General features: G+C 72.6%; 13 protein-coding genes. 2 read left to right on the top strand and 11 right to left on the bottom strand.

Annotation, left to right across the window (positions count from 1 at the left end):
• Positions 1–58 precede the first annotated feature (58 nt).
• The 3 genes from ACFWEJ_RS16620 to ACFWEJ_RS16610 all read right to left on the bottom strand — a co-directional run bounded on the left by ACFWEJ_RS16620 (position 59) and on the right by ACFWEJ_RS16610 (position 3491).
• Positions 59–988: a carbohydrate ABC transporter permease gene (locus ACFWEJ_RS16620; RefSeq protein WP_377230318.1), complete on the bottom strand. Its 930-nt coding sequence runs from the start codon at positions 986–988 to the stop codon at positions 59–61.
• Positions 985–1971 carry a carbohydrate ABC transporter permease gene (locus ACFWEJ_RS16615; RefSeq protein ID WP_377230317.1) on the bottom strand — a complete coding sequence of 329 codons (987 nt, stop codon included), beginning with the start codon at positions 1969–1971 and terminating at the stop codon, positions 985–987. Before ACFWEJ_RS16615 ends, ACFWEJ_RS16620 begins: the two co-directional genes overlap by 4 nt.
• 122 nt (positions 1972–2093) lie before the next feature.
• Positions 2094–3491, bottom strand: a complete 1398-nt coding sequence (locus ACFWEJ_RS16610; RefSeq protein WP_377230316.1) for an ABC transporter substrate-binding protein — start codon at positions 3489–3491, stop codon at positions 2094–2096.
• Positions 3492–3779: 288 nt separating this feature from the next.
• On the opposite strand from ACFWEJ_RS16610, the gene map reads away from it, so the two are divergent.
• Positions 3780–4556: a type I methionyl aminopeptidase gene (gene map, locus ACFWEJ_RS16605; RefSeq protein WP_377230315.1), complete on the top strand. Its 777-nt coding sequence runs from the start codon at positions 3780–3782 to the stop codon at positions 4554–4556.
• A 70-nt stretch (positions 4557–4626) separates the two neighbouring features.
• Here map and ACFWEJ_RS16600 read toward each other — a convergent pair whose 3' ends face one another.
• The 7 genes from ACFWEJ_RS16600 to ACFWEJ_RS16570 all read right to left on the bottom strand — a co-directional run bounded on the left by ACFWEJ_RS16600 (position 4627) and on the right by ACFWEJ_RS16570 (position 15077).
• Positions 4627–5478: an HAD family hydrolase gene (locus tag ACFWEJ_RS16600; protein ID WP_377230314.1), complete on the bottom strand. Its 852-nt coding sequence runs from the start codon at positions 5476–5478 to the stop codon at positions 4627–4629.
• Positions 5479–5581: 103 nt separating this feature from the next.
• Complete coding sequence (locus ACFWEJ_RS16595; RefSeq protein WP_377230313.1) at positions 5582–6385, bottom strand: HAD family hydrolase; 804 nt, start codon at positions 6383–6385, stop codon at positions 5582–5584.
• A gap of 58 nt (positions 6386–6443) precedes the next feature.
• Positions 6444–7715 (bottom strand): serine--tRNA ligase, encoded by a 1272-nt coding sequence (serS, locus tag ACFWEJ_RS16590; protein WP_377230312.1) that lies wholly within the window; start codon positions 7713–7715, stop codon positions 6444–6446.
• A 10-nt stretch (positions 7716–7725) separates the two neighbouring features.
• A complete protein-coding gene (locus ACFWEJ_RS16585; protein WP_377230311.1) occupies positions 7726–12081 on the bottom strand; it encodes a hypothetical protein in 4356 nt (1451 codons plus the stop codon).
• Positions 12082–12107: 26 nt separating this feature from the next.
• A complete protein-coding gene (locus ACFWEJ_RS16580; protein ID WP_377230310.1) occupies positions 12108–13226 on the bottom strand; it encodes a diacylglycerol/lipid kinase family protein in 1119 nt (372 codons plus the stop codon).
• 33 nt (positions 13227–13259) lie between these two features.
• Entirely contained in the window at positions 13260–14057 is a 798-nt protein-coding gene (locus tag ACFWEJ_RS16575; RefSeq protein WP_142032120.1) for a glycosyltransferase, read from the bottom strand.
• Between the two features lie 195 nt (positions 14058–14252).
• Entirely contained in the window at positions 14253–15077 is an 825-nt protein-coding gene (locus ACFWEJ_RS16570) for a DUF5926 family protein (RefSeq protein WP_377230309.1), read from the bottom strand.
• 88 nt (positions 15078–15165) lie between these two features.
• Between ACFWEJ_RS16570 and ACFWEJ_RS16565 the strand changes: the two genes are divergently transcribed.
• Complete coding sequence (locus tag ACFWEJ_RS16565) at positions 15166–16476, top strand: CoA transferase (protein ID WP_377230308.1); 1311 nt, start codon at positions 15166–15168, stop codon at positions 16474–16476.
• Positions 16477–16528: 52 nt separating this feature from the next.
• On the opposite strand, the gene ACFWEJ_RS16560 is transcribed toward ACFWEJ_RS16565, so the two are convergent.
• Positions 16529–17353: an LPXTG cell wall anchor domain-containing protein gene (locus ACFWEJ_RS16560; protein WP_377230307.1), complete on the bottom strand. Its 825-nt coding sequence runs from the start codon at positions 17351–17353 to the stop codon at positions 16529–16531.
• Positions 17354–17532: the final 179 nt, after the last annotated feature.

Here is a 17532-nt window from a genome sequence, read left to right as displayed (position 1 = left end):
CCTCTTTGAGCGACGTCAAAGAGGAGAAACCCGGGCCTCGAAGGGGACTGCTGCGGCGTCAGCCCTTGACCGAACCCGCCAGCAGGCCGCGCACGAAGTAGCGCTGCAGCGACAGGAACACGATCAGCGGCACGATCATCGAGATGAACGCACCGGCCGACAGCAGGTGCCAGTCGCCACCGCGCGAGCCCGCGAGCTCGGCGACCCGGACCGTGAGCGGGAACGTGTTGAGGTCACCCATGACCAGGGCGACCAGCAGGTCGTTCCACACCCACAGGAACTGGAAGATGGCGAACGCCGCCAGCGCCGGCGTGAGCAGCGGCAGCACCACCCGGAAGAAGACCTGCACGTGGCCGGCGCCGTCCATCCGCGCCGCCTCGACCAGGGACCTCGGGATCTCCTTCATGAAGTTGTGCAGCAGGAAGATCGCGAGCGGTAGCGCGAAGATCGAGTGCGACAACCAGATGGTCCAGAACGTGCCGTTGATGCCCAGGTCCACGTAGGCCGAGAGCAGCGGCACCAGCGTGATCTGGATCGGCACGATCTGCAGTGCGAACACCGCGATGAACAGGAAGTCGGCGCCCTTGAAGTCGACCCACGCGAACCCGTACGCGGCCAGCAGCGCGAGGGTGATCGGGATGAACACCGCGGGCAGTGTGACCACGAACGAGTTGATGAAGAACACGGCCAGGTTGGTGGAGCCGTCGAACAGCGCGGCCTCGTAGTTGCGCAGCGAGAACACGCCCTCGCCGGCGAACGCCGAACCGAACACGGTCCACCAGCCGCTCTGCCGGATGTCCAGCTCCGGGCGGAACGACGTGATCAGCAGGCCGACCGTCGGGATGGTCCAGAGGATGGCGATGACCACGGCGAGGGTGCTCGCCCACGGGTTGGACAGCGCCTTGCGCGCCTTGCGGGCCCGGCCGCTGATGTCGGACTTCGCCCGGGGCACCTCGGGTGCCGCGTCGGCTGTCTTGACGGTGCTCATCGGACATCCTCCGAGAGGCGCTGCTGGCGCACGTTGTAGATGATCACCGGGATCACGATGACGAACAGCAGCACGGCCAGCGCCGCGCTCAGGCCCGCCTCGTTCTGCCGGAACCGCTGGTCGTAGAACTCGAGGGCCACGATCGAGGTGTTGAACTGGCCCGCGGTCATCGTTCGCACGATGTCGAAGGTTTTCAGTGTCGTCATCGCGATCGTGGTGAGCACGACCACCAGCGCGGGCCGGATGCTCGGGATGGTGATGCGCCAGAACATGCCGATGCCGGAGACGCCGTCGAGCCGCGCGGCCTCGATGATGTCGTCGGGGATCGCCTTGATCGACGCCGACAGCAGCGTCATCGCGAAGCCCGCCTGGATCCAGATGAACACGACCATGATGAGGAACGTGTTCAGGGGCCGGCTGATGAGGAACTGCTGCGGCTCGCCGCCCAGCCAGACGATGAACTGGTTGAGCAGGCCGGTCTGGTTCACGCCCGCCGGCTTGAACTCGTAGACGAACTTCCAGATGATCGACGCGCCCACCATCGAGATGGCCATCGGCAGGAAGACCAGGCCCTTGGCCACCGCCTCGAAGCGGCTCTTGTCGACCAGGTAGGCGTACAGCAGGCCGAGGAACGTTGCCACGAGCGGGGCGACCAGCACCCAGAGTGCCGTGTTGCCGAGCACGATGAGGAACTTGGGTTCCGTGAAGGCCACCACGTAGTTGTCGAGCCCGACGAACTCCGTGCTGTTGCGGTTCATGAACGAGTTGATGACCGTGCGGATCGCCGGGTACACCAGGCCGAGCAGGAGCAGCAGCAACGCCGCGCCCGTGAACCCGAAGCCGACGAACCAGCGCGTGGGGTTACGTGGCCGGTCGACCACGAAGAGGATGATGCCCATCAGCACGACGAACAACACGATCGCGATGAGCATCAGCAAAAGTTTGTGCACGGGGTCGTCCCCGGCATACAGCAGCCAGTCCATGGCTATCTCCTGTCGCGTCCTGGTCCGGTCGTCCTTGACTCGTCCCCCCCCACCGCCAAGGAGGGGGGAGGCGTGGGACTCGAAGTCCCACGCCTCCGCGCGTCATGGTCGAGGGCCGGGCGTCAGTTCTTCGGCCAGGAGTCCTCGATCGTGTCTGTGACCTGCTGGCTGCTCTCGTCGCTGGCGAACCACTCGGTGATTCCGTTCCAGAACGAGTCGGTACCGACTGCGGCCGGCATGAGGTCCGAGGCGTCGAACCGGGCCACGGTGGCCGGGTCGGCGAGGATCTCGGCGGAGAGCCGGTCGAAGTCCGTCGCGAGCAGCGCCGGGTCCAGACCGTTGTTGGCGCTCACCCAGCCACCGGCCGGCGTGGCAGCGGCCTTGGCGTTGGCCCAGTCAGCGCTCGACAGGTAGGTCTGGAAGGCCTGCACCTCGGGACGGTCGGTGAACGCGCCGATGAACTCGCCGGCGACCAGCGTCGGCTTCTCGTCGGCGGTCATGGCCGGCAGGTAGAACGCGTAGACGTCGCCGTCCGGGCCCACCTCGGTGCCCTCGGGCCACTGCGTCTGGTAGAAGTTCGCGGCGCGGTGCATCCAGCAGTTGCCGTCCAGGATCGGGTAGCCCGCGTCCGTCCAGGTCGCGGTGGCGATCGAGTCGACGCCGCCCAGGCCGCCGTTCACGTAGTCCGGGTTCTTGAGGATCTCGCCCGCGGTGTCGAACGCGTCGACGATCTGCGGGTCGTTGAACGGGATCTCGTGGGTGTACCACTGGTCGTAGACGTCCGGGCCCGCGGTGCGGAGCACGACGTCCTCGATCCAGTCGGTGCCCGGCCAGCCGGTGGCGTCACCGGACTCCACACCCGCGCACCAGGGGCGGGTGGCGCCCTCGTTGCCCTCGGCGATGGTGGCCGTCAGGTCCATCATCTCGTCCCAGGTGGTCGGGACCTCGTACCCGGCGTCGGCGAACATCTTCGGCGAGTACCAGACGTACGACTTGACGTTGGAGCCCAGCGGCGCGGCGTAGAACGTGCCGTCGACCGTGCCGTACTCCTTCCACTCCGGGGCCCAGCCCTCGTCGACGTTGGCCTCGACCTGCTCCGGCGCGGGGAGGACCGCGTCGTAGTCGTGGACGAGCGTCTGGAGCAGACCGGGCTGCGGCAGGATCGCGATGTCCGGCGGGTTGCCGGCCTGGACGCGGACGGGGAGCTGCGCCTCCATCTCGCGCGAGCCCTCGTAGTTGATGGTGACGCCGGTGCACTTCTCGAACGGCTCGTACGACTTCGTCTGCGTCTCGGCCTCCGGCTCCACGATGGTGGTGTAGACGTTGACCTCCTTGCCGTCGAGGTCACCGAACTCGTCGTAGGCGGCGCAGTCGATCGTGGCCTCGGTGGCCTCGCCACCGCCGTCCCCGCCACCGCCGTCGTCGCCGGTGTCGGCACAGGCCGCCAGGACCAGGGCCAGGCTCGCGCCGGTCGCCGCCAGGGCGATCGCTCGGCGCTTGGAAGCCATCCGGATAGTCATCTCGTGCTCCTCCACTGCTTCGTGGGCTCAGAACCCTCTGACTTGCGGGTACGGACCGGCAGACTGCCGGGTTGCCCGACCTCAACGCAACCGTGGTTCTCGATCCAATGCAAGCCCATACAGCATCACCTTGCATTACGAAATCGTTGCAATCCCACCGGTCGTCCAAGACTGGCGAAACGCCGGGTACGCCGGACGCAAGGTGGCCGCCCATGCCCGCACGGCGGGTGGACGGCGGGACGTAGGCTTGTGCCGCCAGATCTCTGGTGCCCCTACGGAAGGACGGACATGATCGAGCTGAGGACGCCGCGCGAGATCGAGGAGATGCGCCCGGCGGGACGCTTCGTCGCCGACGTGCTGCTCGCCGTCCGCGAGTCCGCGGGCGTCGGGGTGAACCTCCTCGAGCTCGACGAGATCGCGCACAAGATGATCCGCGACCAGGGCGCCGAGTCGTGCTACATCGACTACCACCCCTCGTTCGGCGCGATGCCGTTCGGCAAGGTCATCTGCACCTCCGTGAACGACGCCGTGCTGCACGGCCTGCCCTACGACTACGCGCTGCAGGACGGCGACCTGCTGTCGATCGACTTCGCGGCGTCCGTGAACGGCTGGGTCTCCGACTCCGCGCTGTCCGTCGTGGTGGGCGAGCCCGACCCGGCCCGCGTCGAGCAGGACACCAAGCTGATCCGCACCACCGAGGTGGCGCTGGAGGCCGGCATCGCCGCCGCGCAGCCCGGCAAGAAGATCGGCGACATCTCCTCGGCGATCGCCGAGGTGGCGCACGCCGCCGGCTACTCGGTCAACACCGACTTCGGCGGGCACGGCGTGGGCCGCACCATGCACGGCGACCCGCACGTGCCGAACAACGGCCGGGCAGGCCGTGGCTTCCCGCTCAAGCCGGGCCTGGTGATCGCGGTCGAGCCGTGGTTCCTGGAGACCACGGACGAGATCTTCACCGACCCCGACGGCTGGACGCTCCGCTCGGCGGACGGTTCGCGCGGTGCCCACTCGGAGCACACGATCGCGATCACGCCGGACGGCCCGCTGATCCTCACCGCACGTTGATTCTCACGGCGCGCTGATCGATGTGTCAGACGCTCGGGTCCCGCGGGGGACCTGAGCGTCTGACACGGCGCTAGATGAGGGTCTTCAGCGCCTGGATCACGCCGTGCTGCGAGATGTCGCCCACGGTCTCGTTCGCGATCGCCTTCACGGCGGCAGGAGCGTGGCCCATCGCGACGGCGCGGGCGGCCCAGCTCAGCATCTCGATGTCGTTCAGGCCGTCGCCGACGGCAAGCGTGTTGTGCCGCGGGACGCCGAGCGTGGAGCGGATGTTCTCCAGCGACGTCGCCTTGCTCAGGTGCCGCGGGGTCACGTCGATCCAGTCGGGCCCGGCCTCCGTGGCGGTCACGCCGTGCCGGCGCAGCGGCTCCAGCAGGTCGAGCACGTTCGGCCCCCGCAGGATCGCGCGCGAGGCAGGCATGACGCCCAGCTCGTCGACGCCGACTACGCGCTGGGCGCCGTTGACCTCGTGCGGCTCGAACAGCCGGTTCACGCGGTAGCCGATGCCGATCTCCTCGACGCCGATCTGCACGTCGGGGAACCGGCTCAGCGCCATCCGGGCCACGGGGCCGACGTCGAACGTCAAGACGTCCTCGAGCATGTAGCCGTTGGTGCACGTGGCGCAGAGCCGCGCCGTCACCGCGCCGTTGGAGGCGACCACCCAGCCGTCGGTGATCCCGAGCTCCTTGGCCACGGGCAGGATCCCGGTCAACGACCGTCCCGACGCCAGGACCACGTGATGCTTCCGGCCACGCACGAGCTGCACGGCCAGCACCGTCGGCCCGGGCACGGGCTGCCCGGTGACCAACAGGGTCCCGTCGATGTCGAGGGCGACCAGGTGGGGCGCATCGTTGCGCACCCGCATGGACACCGATTGGTCGTCCAGGATCATCACGTACCCCCATGGCACCGTGAGCGCCGTCACCCTTCGACGGATCGCGCCCAAATGTACAGGCATTCGCCCTGTGATCCATACCTTTGCACGGATAACTTTCACCCGCGTCGTCACCCACGGGATCTTGCCCGACTCAGAGCAGCGAGCGGAGGACGTCCACCACGCCGTCGTCGTCGATCGAACCGGTCACGGCGTCGGCCGCCGCCTGCACCGGCTCGGTCGCGTGCCCCATCGCCACGCCCCGTCCTGCCCACCGCAGCATGTCGATGTCGTTGCTGCCGTCACCAACGGCGACGGTGTTCTCGGCCGCCACGCCGAGCTCCTTGCGCACCACCTCGAGGGCCGACGCCTTGGTCACGCCCTGCGGTGCGATGTCCATCCACGCGGACCAGCCGACGGCGTACGTGACGTCGTCGAAGCCGAGCCGCGCTGCGATCTCGTGGAACTCCGCGCTCGTCTCACCGGGGCTGCGGACCACGACGCGCGTGACGTCGCCGGCCCAGAGCTCCTCGAAGTCCACCACGCGGTGCTCCCCGTTGAGCTCACCCTCGGGAAAGAGCTCGGTCATCCGGAAGCCTACGCCGACGTCCTCGACCGCGTAGCGCGCGTGCGGCAGCTCGACCTTGAGCATGCGCAGCACCGGTTCGGGGTCGAACGTCTCGACGCGTTCCAGGGTGTAGCCCATCGCGGCGGAGACGTCGATGCGTGCCGTGACGGCGCCGTTCGAGGCGACGATCCACTCGTCCTCGATCTTGAGCTCCGCCGCGACGGGCGTCATCGCGATGAGCGAGCGGCCCGACGCCAGCACCACGTGGTGCCCGGCGGCGCGGACGGCGGCGACCGCCTCCCGCGCCGCGTCGGACAGCACGTCGTCGTACGTGACGAGGGTCCCGTCGATGTCGAGGGCGATGAGCTTGCGGTCGGTGGCAGGAGGCACGCTGGCAGCCTACCCACCCGCCGGTGAACGCCGGCCGACGACGAGGTGATCGGCCGCCCTACTTCACCGGCTCCAGGACCTCCAGGCCGCCCAGGTACGGGCGCAGGCCCTCCGGGACGTGCACCGAGCCGTCCGCCTGCTGGTGGTTCTCCAGGATCGCGACGATCCAGCGGGTGGTGCCCAGCGTGCCGTTCAGGGTCGCGACGTTCCGGGTCGAGCCGTCCTCGGTCCGCTCGCGGACGCCCAGGCGGCGGGCCTGGAACGTGGTGCAGTTCGACGTCGAGGTGAGCTCCAGCCAGCGCTCCTGCGTGGGCAGCCACGCCTCGCAGTCGAACTTGCGGGCCGCCGAGGAGCCCAGGTCGCCCGCGGCCGTGTCGATGACGCGGTAGGGCAGCTCGACCTTGGCCATCATGGCCTCTTCCCAGCCCAGCAGGCGCTGGTGCTCGGCCGCCGCGTCCTCGGGGGCGCAGTAGCTGAACATCTCGACCTTGTGGAACTGGTGCACGCGGATGATGCCGCGCGTGTCACGGCCCGCCGAACCGGCCTCCCGGCGGTAGCAGGCGCTCCAGCCCGCGTACCGCATCGGCCCGTCGGACAGGTCCACGATCTCGTCGCTGTGGTAGCCCGCGAGCGCCACCTCGGAGGTGCCGACCAGGTAGAGGTCGTCCTTCTCCAGGCGGTAGACCTCGTCGGCGTGCGCGCCCAGGAAGCCCGTGCCCTGCATGGTCTCGGGCTTGACGAGGGTGGGCGTGATCATGGGCGTGAAGCCCTGCTCCACGGCCTGGTCCATCGCCATGTTGAGGAGCGCCAGCTCCAGCCGCGCGCCGATGCCGGTCAGGAAGTAGAACCGCGCCCCGGACACCTTGGCGCCGCGCTTGGTGTCGATCGCGCGCAGGCCCTCGCCGAGCTCCAGGTGGTCCTTGGGCTCGAAGCCCTCGGCCGCGAAGTCGCGGCGGGTACCGACCTGCTTGAGCTCGACGAAGTCCTCCTCGCCGCCCGCGGGCGCGCCCTCGATCACGTTGGCGATCGAGTACAGCACCCGGTCGAGCTCCTGCTCGGCCTCGGCCGCGGTGGCCTGGTGCTGCTTGACGTCCTGCGCGAGCTGCTTGGTGCGGGCCAGCAGCGCCTGCTTCTCGTCGCCCTGCGCCTGCGCCACCTGCTTGCCCAGGGACTTCTGCTCCGCGCGCAGGTTCTCGAACTCGGTCAGAGAGGAGCGGCGGCGCGCGTCGGCGTCGAGCGCCACGTCCACGAGGTCGGGGTCGTCACCGCGGGCCACCTGGCTCGCGCGGACGACGTCGGGGTTGTCGCGCAGAAGTCGGAGATCGATCACGGGGACGAGCCTAACGGGGCTGTCGCTCTGAATTCGTCCGCAGCGCGACCATCGTGAGCAGTGGCACGGCCGGGATGAGCGCGATCATCGCGATCCGCAGCCCGAAGTCGTTGACCAGGGAGCCCAGGACCGCCATCACCCACATCGCGACCAGCGCGGGGCGCAGGAACTCCCAGCTCCGCTCCGCGCGCGTGAACCAGGCGGGCGTCAGGCGTTCCCGCCAGGTCGCCGGTCCGAAGAGCGCGAGGCCGACCAGCACCAGGATCACCACGGTGGCCCAGACCGCCGGCCCGCCCGTGATCGAGTTCAGCGCGTACAGCGCCTTGCGCAGCACGGTGGAGACCGCCTCGCCGTCGACCACCTGGCCCACGAACCGGCCGAGGTGCGAGCGCGACTCCGGCGGGCGCAGCCAGTCCAGGACGCCCACGAGGGCCACCACGCCGACGCCGGCCGCCGCGACCCAGGTGAACCGCCAGAGGGTGAGGCGCAGCCCCGACGCGGCGGTGGCCACCACCACGAAGGCCGGGACCAGCACGAGGCCGCCGCCGAGGTCCGCCCCGAGGGTGGGCCAGACGTCGACCGCCATCGCGATGACGCCCACGACGCTGACGGCGAGGGTGGCCAGCACCCGTCTGCCGCGCGACACGAGGAGCTGCGCCAGCGCGGCCGCGAGCACGATCGCCGCCACGGCGTACACCGAGAACGTCGGGTTGCCGAAGCCGTAGAACCGCGCGCCGAACGTCGGGGCGGAGCCGAGGGGCGCCGCCCGGTTCAGGGGTGTGCCGACCAGGGCGTCCACCGTGAGCGCGACGAACGTGATGCCCGCGACGACGGCGGGGGCCGCCCACAGGGGCCGTCGTGGGGCGAGCAGGCTCAGCCCGGTCACGGCCGCCGTCACGAGCAGGGTCGCGCCCACGATCGCGAGCACGGGCAGGTCGAACCGCCACCAGCCGGTGAGGGAGACGAGGAACCCGCCCGCCGGGAGCGCCGTCAGCGCCGTGGCGGCGACGACGGCGGCGCGCCGCAGCCCGCCCGGCACGAACGCGACCCGCCGCGGCACCCACCAGCAGGCCGCCGCCAGGGCGAGGCCCAGCCAGAACGGCACGTCGACGAGCCAGATGTACGCGTCCCGGCGCACGTGGTCGCGCGCCGTCATGTCCGCGAGCTCGTCGGCGGTGAGCCAGGCCGAGGCGGGGCGCTCCCCGGCCCGCAGCAGCGGCGTCGGGTCGATGTCGGCAGGCAGGTCCACGCCGACGGCGTCGAGCACCGCCGCCGGGACGTCCATCAGCCGCGCCACCCCCTCCGTGCGGGTCGCCGTGCTGGCCAGGTAGCGAGGCAGCCCGTCGTAGTTCGCCGACGGGCGCAGCAGGGCAGGCCCCAGCTCGAGCGCGTGCTCGGGCGTGGTGGCGACGTCGATCACGAGCACCGTCGTGTCCGCGGGGGCGGCGGCCAGCACGCGCCACACCGCGAGGTCCACGGCGGCCACGAGGTCGGCGCGGATCGCCTCGACCTGCTCGGCGCCGTCGGGCTGCTTCTCCAGGTCCGCCCGCTCGGCGACGTCGAGCAGCGCTGAGCCCGCGTCCACGAACGTGACGGGGCAGTCCCAGGCGCCCGAGTCGGCGGCCAGCGCCGCGTCGAGGTCGAAGTACCGCCCGACGCTGCCGTCGCCCTCGGCGAGCGCGACCGCGGCGCCCGGCCCGACGGCCGTCGTGCACGTGTCGGCGAGGGCGTTCCCGAACGTGCCGGGGTGGGCGGCGTAGCCGGAGCCGCGCTGCAGCGCGGTCAGCCGGTCCCACTGGTCGACGACGGCGGGGCGGTCGCCCCCCGCGGTCCCGGCGCCGGCGTCCGCCGTGTCGTCCGCCAGCGGCGTCACGGTGATCTCGTCGCAGATCCAGTGCCGGTCGGCGTCCCGCTCGTCGGCGACCTCGGCCAGGCGCCCGGCCGACAGGCTGAGCCACCCGCTGTCCGGGCAGCGCGCCGCGCGCCCGTTGGGCAGGGTCAGCCCCGCGGCGTCCGCGCCGTCGGTGAGCATGCCGTAGAGCGTGGGCGCGGGGGCCGTGCCGGTGTCGAGGGACGGCTGGACGTCGGTCCAGCGCAGGCCCTGCGTGCCGATCACGACCACGTTCTCGCCGGGCGGCACCACGGGCTCGGCGCTGCTCAGCGAGCCCGACTCCTCGCCGGCGGCCTCGGCGCCGGGCACGGGCAGCACGGCCGCCGCGAAGAGCAGGCTGAGCAGCAGCGCGCCGGACAGGCCCAGCACGGCCGACGGCACGCGGCGGACCGGCTCGGTCTGCCTGCCGGAGGGGAGCCAGCCGCGGGCGCCGAGGAACCGGGTCACCAGGTCCGGACGCGCCGCGAGCAGCGCGACCAGGGCGAACGGCACGAACAGCGTGAGCCCGCGCAGGCGGTCCCCGAAGTACGGCGCGGCGTCCACGGCGACGGTCACGAGCGCGACGGCGGTCACGGCCGCCACCCCGAGCCACACCGGCCGGGTGGGCCGCTGCGTCTCGCGGGCGCGGGCGCCGTCGCCGAGCACCGAGCCGACGCTCGTCGCCGTGCGGCGACGCGCCGCGTACGCCGCGAGCCCGCCCGCGAGGACCAGCCCGGCCACCGCGTAGATCACGAAGGCCACGTCCGAGAACCCGTAGAAGCGGTCCGCGGTGGCCAGCGACGGGCCCAGGAGCGAGGCCTGCAGCAGCGTGAACCCCGTGACCCCGTCGATCGTGAAGACCAGCCAGGTGAGACCCGCCGCCGCGACGGCGTTGCGCCACGGGGCCGGAGGGAGCAGCCGCGAGACGCCCCGGATACCGAGCGCGACGGCGACCGCGGCCAGCGTCAGCGACAGGGCCAGGCCGAACTCCGGCGCGGGCCACACCCACCACCGGGAGAGCGTCGCCAGGCTCGCCGCGGCCGGCGCCGACACCGCGAGCAGCGCGGCGCTCAGGGCCAGCCGCTGCCGGTACGGCCCGGGCTCCCGCCGCGGCCGCGCGGCGCGGCGCGGCAGCACCAGGACCAGCACGGCGATCAGCAGGAACAGGACGATCACGCCGGCGAAGGCGGGCACCTGCGCGGGGATCGTGTCGGCCAGGACGTTGATGTACTGCCGGTTCTCGACCGTGCGGGCGACCGTGGTCCGCCGCGGCTCGCCCACCTCGATCGGCGAGCCGTCGATCGAGGGCTCCTCGAGCGCCGGGTCCTGCCCGGGCTCCTCCTCGGCCTCGGGGTCCGGGAGGGCGCCGGCGGCCTCGGCCGCGGTGGCCGTGAGGTCGGTGAGCTGCACGAACCCGGTGCTCCGTGACGCGTCCGACGTCAGCCAGCGCACCCGGGGCACGTCCACCACCCAGTCCACGACGACCTGGAGGCCCTGCTGCGTGAGCGGCGTGTCCGCGACGCCCGCCACGAGCACGCGCGTGCCGGCTGGCAGGCTCCGGGTCAGGCTGCTGAGCGTGCCGTCCAGGGTCTCCAGCGCCTGGGCCCGCTCCGGCCCCTCGGGCAGGCTGCCGGCGTCGACCACGGTGACAGGGCACTCCGTGAGGGCGTCGTCCCAGGCCTGGCCGCGTGCGCCGAAGGTGCTCGCCGAGCCCTCGGCGCCGTCCGAGGTCAGGGCGTCCAGCGAGGGGACGTACCGGCCCACGGTCCCGTCCGCGCGGGCGAGCATGACGGCGGCGCCCGGCCCGACCGCCGTCGAGCACGCGTCCGCGTCGTCCAGCATGTCGCCGAGGAGGCCGGGGGCGGGCGCCTGCTCGCGCTCGGTGGGCTCGGCGGCCTTCTCCTCGTCCTCGTCCTTCTCGGGGAGCTGCGCCCAGCCGCCGATCGTGGCGCGCGCCGGCTTCGCGTCGCCGGAGCCCTGCGCGGCACCCGTCGTGGGCTCGGGCACCGGCGTGCACGACGTCGCCCCGCGGGCCTCGCGCTCCTCGCCGTCCTGGCCCGCGGGTTCCGGCTGGTCGGCGCGCTCGGCGCTGCCGGCCGAGACCGTCCGGCTGCCCGCCGAGAGCGTGAGCCACGCGTCCAGCGGGCACGTCGCGGGCGCCGCGGTCCGCACGTTGATCGACGCGACGGAGCCGCCGCCGATCATGTGCCACAGGGTCGGGGTGGTGCTCCGCGAGACGTCCGTCCACCGCAGCCCGGCCACGCCGACCACTACCACGGGGGCGGCCGGCACGGGCTCCGCGACCTGCGCGGGACCGGCGTCCGCGGCGACCGCCACGGCCGCGGGCCCGGCCCCGGTCGCCGGCGTCGCCACGGCCACGGGCGCGGATCGCGGGGCCGCCGACGCGGTCGTCGGGCCGATCAGGCCCAGCAGGGCCGCGACGAGCATGACGAGGGCAGCGGGCACGGTCAGTGTCCGGGTGGAGCGGGGATTCACCCGCCCAGGGTAGATGGCCGCGGCAGTCACGGGGCCCGGACCAGCAGCGCGCCCGGCTGGACGTGCACGTCGACCTCGACGGCCCTGCCGAGGGGATCCCCGTCGACCTGGGCCTCCTCGCCCGCGGGCACGCGGATGCGCGCGCGGCGGGCCTTGGTGTGGTCGATGCGGCCGAGCTTCTCCGGCAGCTCGTTCCGCACCCCCACCCCCTGCATGGCGATCTCGAGGGTGAGCTGGGCCCAGCCGAGCACCCCGCCGCGCACGTCGACGGCGGCCACGTCGAGCACCCCGTCGTCGAGCACGGCGTCGGGCAGCAGGGTGACGCCGCCCGGCAGCATGCCGCAGTTGCCGACCATGATCGAACGGGCGCGCGCGTCGACCGGCGGGTCGTCGTCGAGCTGCAGGGTGGCGCGCATCCGCCGGGCTTGCATGTGGGACAGCCCCGCCACGAAGTAGGCCACCCAGCCCACCTTCTTCTTCAGGTTCGAGTCGGCGGTGGCGACCATCGCGGCGTCGAAGCCCAGGCCGGCGATGACCAGGAAGATGTGCTCGCGGTCCGTGTCGGGCTCGTGGTCGGGCTGGTTGGGATGCTCGTCGTTGCGCGGGGTGTCCGCGAACTCCATGACCCGCAGCCAGCCGACGTCGATGGCCCGCGTGCGCCCGGCCAGGATGACGTCGAGCGCCTCGTCCATGTTGGTCAGCGGCAGCTCGAGGTTGCGCGCCAGGAGGTTTCCCGTGCCCACCGGCAGCACGCCCATCGGCTTGTCCGAGCCGACCATGGTCTCGGCGACGGCGCGCACCGTGCCGTCGCCGCCGGCCGCGATCACGATGTCCGCGCCGTCGTCCAGCGCCTGCCGGGCCTGCCCCTTGCCGGGGTCCTCGACGGTGGTCTCGTACCAGAGCGGCTCCGGGAGCCCGTTCGCCTCGCAGTGCGCCCGCACCTGGGCGGGCAGCCCGCTCGCGTGCAGCTTGGACGGGTTCACGACCACCGCGATCTGCCGGGCCGCCGGAACGCTCTGCGCCACCGCGCGCCGGCCGTCCCGACGACGCATCCAGGCCTGCTGCGACCATGCGCCGACGGCGACGGCGAGTGCCAGTACCCCGATGACGATCGCGATGATGCCGAGCCAGACCTGCCACTCCATGAGGTCAGGGTACGGGGCGGGCCTGAGGGTCGATCAGCTGCGGACGTTCGACCCCGCGTGCCGCACGGCGTCCACCGCGCCACGCATCTTGCGCGCGTTCACGGCCAGCAGGACGTCGCGGTACTGGGCCGCCCGGTGGATCTGACCCTTGAGGTCGTTGGCGGAGGCCCGGTGCTTGAGGTCGCACGGCACCTCGACGGCGACGTACCCCTTGCGCAGCAGGTCGATGGTCATGCCGGTCTCGACGCCCCAGCCGCGGGCGAGCGGCGTGGCCGCCTCGAACGCCTCGCGGGTGAGGCACCGCATGCCGGACAGCGGCTGCGACGGGCTCCAGCCGGTCATGGCCTCGATGGCCCGGCGGGACGCGCCGACGACGACGCCCCGGCCGCCGGCGCCGGCCTGCTTGGGCAGCAGCGCGATCGCGAGGTCGGCGACGCCCTCACGGACCGGGCGCACCAACGGGGCGGTGTTCACGGCGGTGTCGCCGAGGTCACCGTCGATGAACATGAGGAGACGCGGGGGGCGCCCGTCGGCGTCACGCATCGCCACCACCGCCGCGCCGGTCTCCATCGCGGCGGCCTTGCCGCGGTTGTGGGAGTGGCGCACGACGACGGCGCCCGCGGCGCGCGCCACGTGCTGCGTGTCGTCCTCGGAGCCGTCGTCGACCACGAGCACGAGGTCGACATGGGGGATCGCACGCGCGGAGCGCACGGTGGCGGCAATGCGCTCGGCCTCGTCCTTGGCGGGAATGATGGCCGCCACCCGCTGGACGTTCTTGCCTGCCTGTGCATTGCCGGGACGCGTGGTCTTCGCGACCGGGAGAGCGTTCACACCTGTCCTGCCTGAAGCGTCGATTTGCCGTGGTGAGTGTTCGGATAGCCCTTTGCTTGGTGAGTGCAAAGGTTTACCCCTGGAATCCTACTCCCTTGGTCCGCTAGTTGCCGAAACCTGGGCCGCTCGTGGCGATCCTCGGTGACTGCCGTAGCGTTCCGGGCCGCTCGCGCGCGACCGGCCGGGGCGTCCGGACTAGCGCAGGGTGACCTGGCGAGAGACGATACCTGCTCTTGCGCGTCGCTCGTTCGCATCAAGCGGCTCCTTGATGGAAAGTGCTTTCGCGAGCTTCTCGCCGAGCTCGGCCACGGGACCCTCCAGGTCAGCGGCCTCGGTGCCCTTCGGCAGCTCCCAGACCGGGACGACCAGGCCCGACGCACGAAACGCTCCCACGAACCTTCCACCCGCGAGCCCTGACTCGCGCTTTGCGTGCAGGCGGGAGATCGCGTCGATGACGTCGTCCTCCGGCTCGGGACGCGCCCAGCGGAGGAACTCGCGCGACATGCTGCACCAGTAGGCGGACTCGGCCGAGGTGACCTTGACGGTGGGGATCGCGCCGTCGGCCGCGTCCTCCAGGTTCTGCTTGAGCTCCGGCGTCACGTCGGCGCTCGGGTCGAGCCAGTAGTCGAACGTGTCGTGCACGGTGACCTCGAACGGCACGCTCAGGTCGAGTACGTCCTGCAGCCGCGGGCCCTCGCCCGGCAGCTCACCCGACTCCACGGCCGTACCCGGCTCCAGCTCCATCGCCTCCAGCAGGGCGGCGGCGAGGTCGCGGCTCACGTCGCCCGAGCCGACGATGCCCTGCACGGCGAGCAGCAGCGTGCCGTCGGCACGGTGCAGCGCGGTCCAGGCACCGGGCAGGAGCGTCACGACCGTGACGTCGCGGGAGCCGTACTCGGCGGTGGTGCGGGCGGTCGCGGTCGCCGACGGGACGATCTCGCGCATCGCCACCCAGTCGGTCTCCCCGGGGAGACCTTCGAAGGGCCGGAGCACGAAGTCGGAGGAGGGGTTCTTGGCCATGCGGCGAGTGTATCCGCGCGCATGGTCGCAGATCTGTCCGGCCGGTGATGTTTCGGGGCAGTCCGTCGGACGGGACCATTATGGAACCGTGGAACCCTGGCTCGCCGCCCACCTGCCCGTGCTCGACCTCGCGCTGGACGCCGTCCGCGCCGTGCAGCGCGCGGCAGCACGTACGGGCCGGCGGGCGGGCGCGGCCGACCCCGCGCACCTCGACCCGGCCCTGCTCGACCCGGCCCGCGTCGACCCCGCCCGGGTCGCCGCCGGCTTCGCGTCCGACCGCGTCCTTGCGCTCGACGGGCAGCCGGTGCAGGGCTTCGCCCCGCTCTCCGGCTTCTTCGCCACGGCCGACGGCTGGGTCCGCACGCACGCGAACTACCCGCACCACCGCGCCCGGCTGACGGCGCTCGCCGGGCTGCCCGACGACGTCGGCCGGCCCGCCTTCGCCGAGCGGCTCACCGAGCTCTCGGCGCAGGACCTGGAGGACCGCGCCGCCGACGCCGGCGCGATCGTCGCGCGCGTCCGGACGGAGCAGGAGTGGCGGGAGTCCGCGCCGGGGCGCGCCGCGGTGTCGGGCCCGCTGGTACGGACCCGGGTGCGCGGACCCGTGACCGGGACAGGAGCCTGCCCGCCGGGCGGGGCGCCGCTGGCCGGCGTCCGGGTGCTCGACCTGACCCGGGTCATCGCCGGGCCGGTCGCCACGCGGACGCTCGCGCTGCTGGGCGCGGACGTGCTGCGGGTGGACCCGCCGGAGCCCGCCGAGATCAGCTGGCAGCATCTCGACACGGGACAGGGCAAGCGCAGCGCCGTCCTGGACCTCCGGGACGTCCGCGACCGCCGCACGGCCCAGGACCTGCTCGACGCCGCCGACGTGCTGGTGACGGGCTACCGGCCCGGCGCGATCGAGGCGTTCGGCCTCCGGGTGCCGCCCGGCACGGTGACGGGGCGCGTGTCCGCCTGGGGCGACGCCGGCCCGTGGTCCGGCCGCCGCGGCTTCGACTCGATCGTGCAGGCGGCCAGTGGCATCGCGCTGCTGGAGGGCCGCGACGGGACGCCCGGCGCGCTGCCCGCCCAGGCGCTCGACCACGCCTCGGGGTACCTGCTCGCGGCGGGGATCGTGGACGCCGTCGCGCTCCGGAGCGACGACGGGCTCGGCCGCGACGTCGCGGTGTCGCTCGCGCGCACCGCGGCCTGGCTGCTCGACCTGCCGGGGCGGGACCCGGTGCACCCGGCCGCCGCGACGGCGTCGGACAGCGGGACCGTGACGCACGCGGGCGTCACGACCGCGCGGCCGGTGCTCCCGGGGTACGCCGACTACCCGCACCCCGCGCACCCGTGGGGTACGGACGCGCCGGACTGGCGGCCCCTCCCCGGCCAGGGGCGGGCTCGCCTCCCCGGCTAGGGGCGGGCCCGCCGGACCGGGCGCGGGCGTCCGGTCCGGCGCAGACGTCCGGTCAGGCGCGGATGCGGCTGCGGCGGGCGACCAGCAGCGAGGCGGCGCCGCCGAGGACCAGGGCGCCGGCCGCCGACGTGAGGGCGGTGGCCTCGGCGCCGGTCGTGGCGAGCCGGACGGGAGCGTCCAGCGTGGCCTCGGTGAGCGAGCCGGACTCGCGCCCGGTCGTGGCGGCGGTGTCCTGGCTCGGCACGTAGGCGGTGAGCTCGGCCCCGGCGGTGTCGGCGGCGGTCGGGCCCTCCCACTGCTGGCCCGGCGCCTGGACGGCCACCGGCGGCTCCGACGCCTCGACCTGCACGGGGGTGACCACCTTCGCGGGGGCCTCGGCCTCGGCGGCCGCCGGCTTCTCCGCGGGCGTGGCGGTCTGCTCGACCTCGGTGACGACCTGCGGCTGCGTCTCGGTGGCCGACTCGTTGGCCTGCTCCACGTACTCCTGGACGGCCTCGCGGACCTTGTCGCGATCCTCGTCGGTCCAGTCGCGGTGGCTGCCCTGGGGCGACGCGTTGTTGCCCTGGGGCGCCGCGCCGCGGCCGCAGTTGCCGTCCTCGGACCGGCTGTCCTTCGAGCCGCCGTACCGCGGCGCGTCGTAGTCGGGCTCCGTGTAGGCGGCCGGCTGGTAGGAGCGCGGGGACTGGGCCTCCCGGCCGCGGTCGTGCCCGCGGTCGTAACCCGCGGAGTGTCCGTCCGGCCCGTCGTGCCCGTGGCCCTCGTGCGCCATCGCCGGGCTGGCGACGGCGGTCGCAGCGGTGGCGAGCGCGATCGTCGCCACGACGCGGGCGGCCGCGGACCTGGCGACGGACGAAGGCTTGACGGCGGCGTGCTTCATGAGAGCTGCTCCAGCTGGTCGGCTACATCTGGCCCGGAACCCGGGACGCCACGACGCTACCTGATCGGTAATAGCCGGAAAAAGGGGTAGACCGGAAAAACCTGATGCGATGGTAACGATCCGATAACAACGGACACATGAATGGAACCTTCTGAAAGCGCCGGAGAACGCAAACGGGG

The organism is Promicromonospora sp. NPDC060204 (assembly GCF_042728455.1).
Lineage (GTDB): Bacteria > Actinomycetota > Actinomycetes > Actinomycetales > Cellulomonadaceae > Promicromonospora.
Note: the sequence above shows the minus strand (reverse complement) of the source record. Positions and strands in the feature narration are given on the sequence as shown.

Excerpts from the sequence above, each read along its gene's own strand:
- ACFWEJ_RS16570 (WP_377230309.1), bottom strand. The coding sequence starts at position 15,077 with ATGGCCAAGAACCCCTCCTCCGACTTCGTGCTCCGGCCCTTCGAAGGT.
- ACFWEJ_RS16620 (WP_377230318.1), bottom strand. The coding sequence starts at position 988 with ATGAGCACCGTCAAGACAGCCGACGCGGCACCCGAGGTGCCCCGGGCG.
- ACFWEJ_RS16560 (WP_377230307.1), bottom strand. The coding sequence starts at position 17,353 with ATGAAGCACGCCGCCGTCAAGCCTTCGTCCGTCGCCAGGTCCGCGGCC.
- map (WP_377230315.1), top strand. The coding sequence starts at position 3,780 with ATGATCGAGCTGAGGACGCCGCGCGAGATCGAGGAGATGCGCCCGGCG.
- ACFWEJ_RS16615 (WP_377230317.1), bottom strand. The coding sequence starts at position 1,971 with ATGGACTGGCTGCTGTATGCCGGGGACGACCCCGTGCACAAACTTTTG.
- ACFWEJ_RS16580 (WP_377230310.1), bottom strand. The coding sequence starts at position 13,226 with ATGGAGTGGCAGGTCTGGCTCGGCATCATCGCGATCGTCATCGGGGTA.
- ACFWEJ_RS16610 (WP_377230316.1), bottom strand. The coding sequence starts at position 3,491 with ATGACTATCCGGATGGCTTCCAAGCGCCGAGCGATCGCCCTGGCGGCG.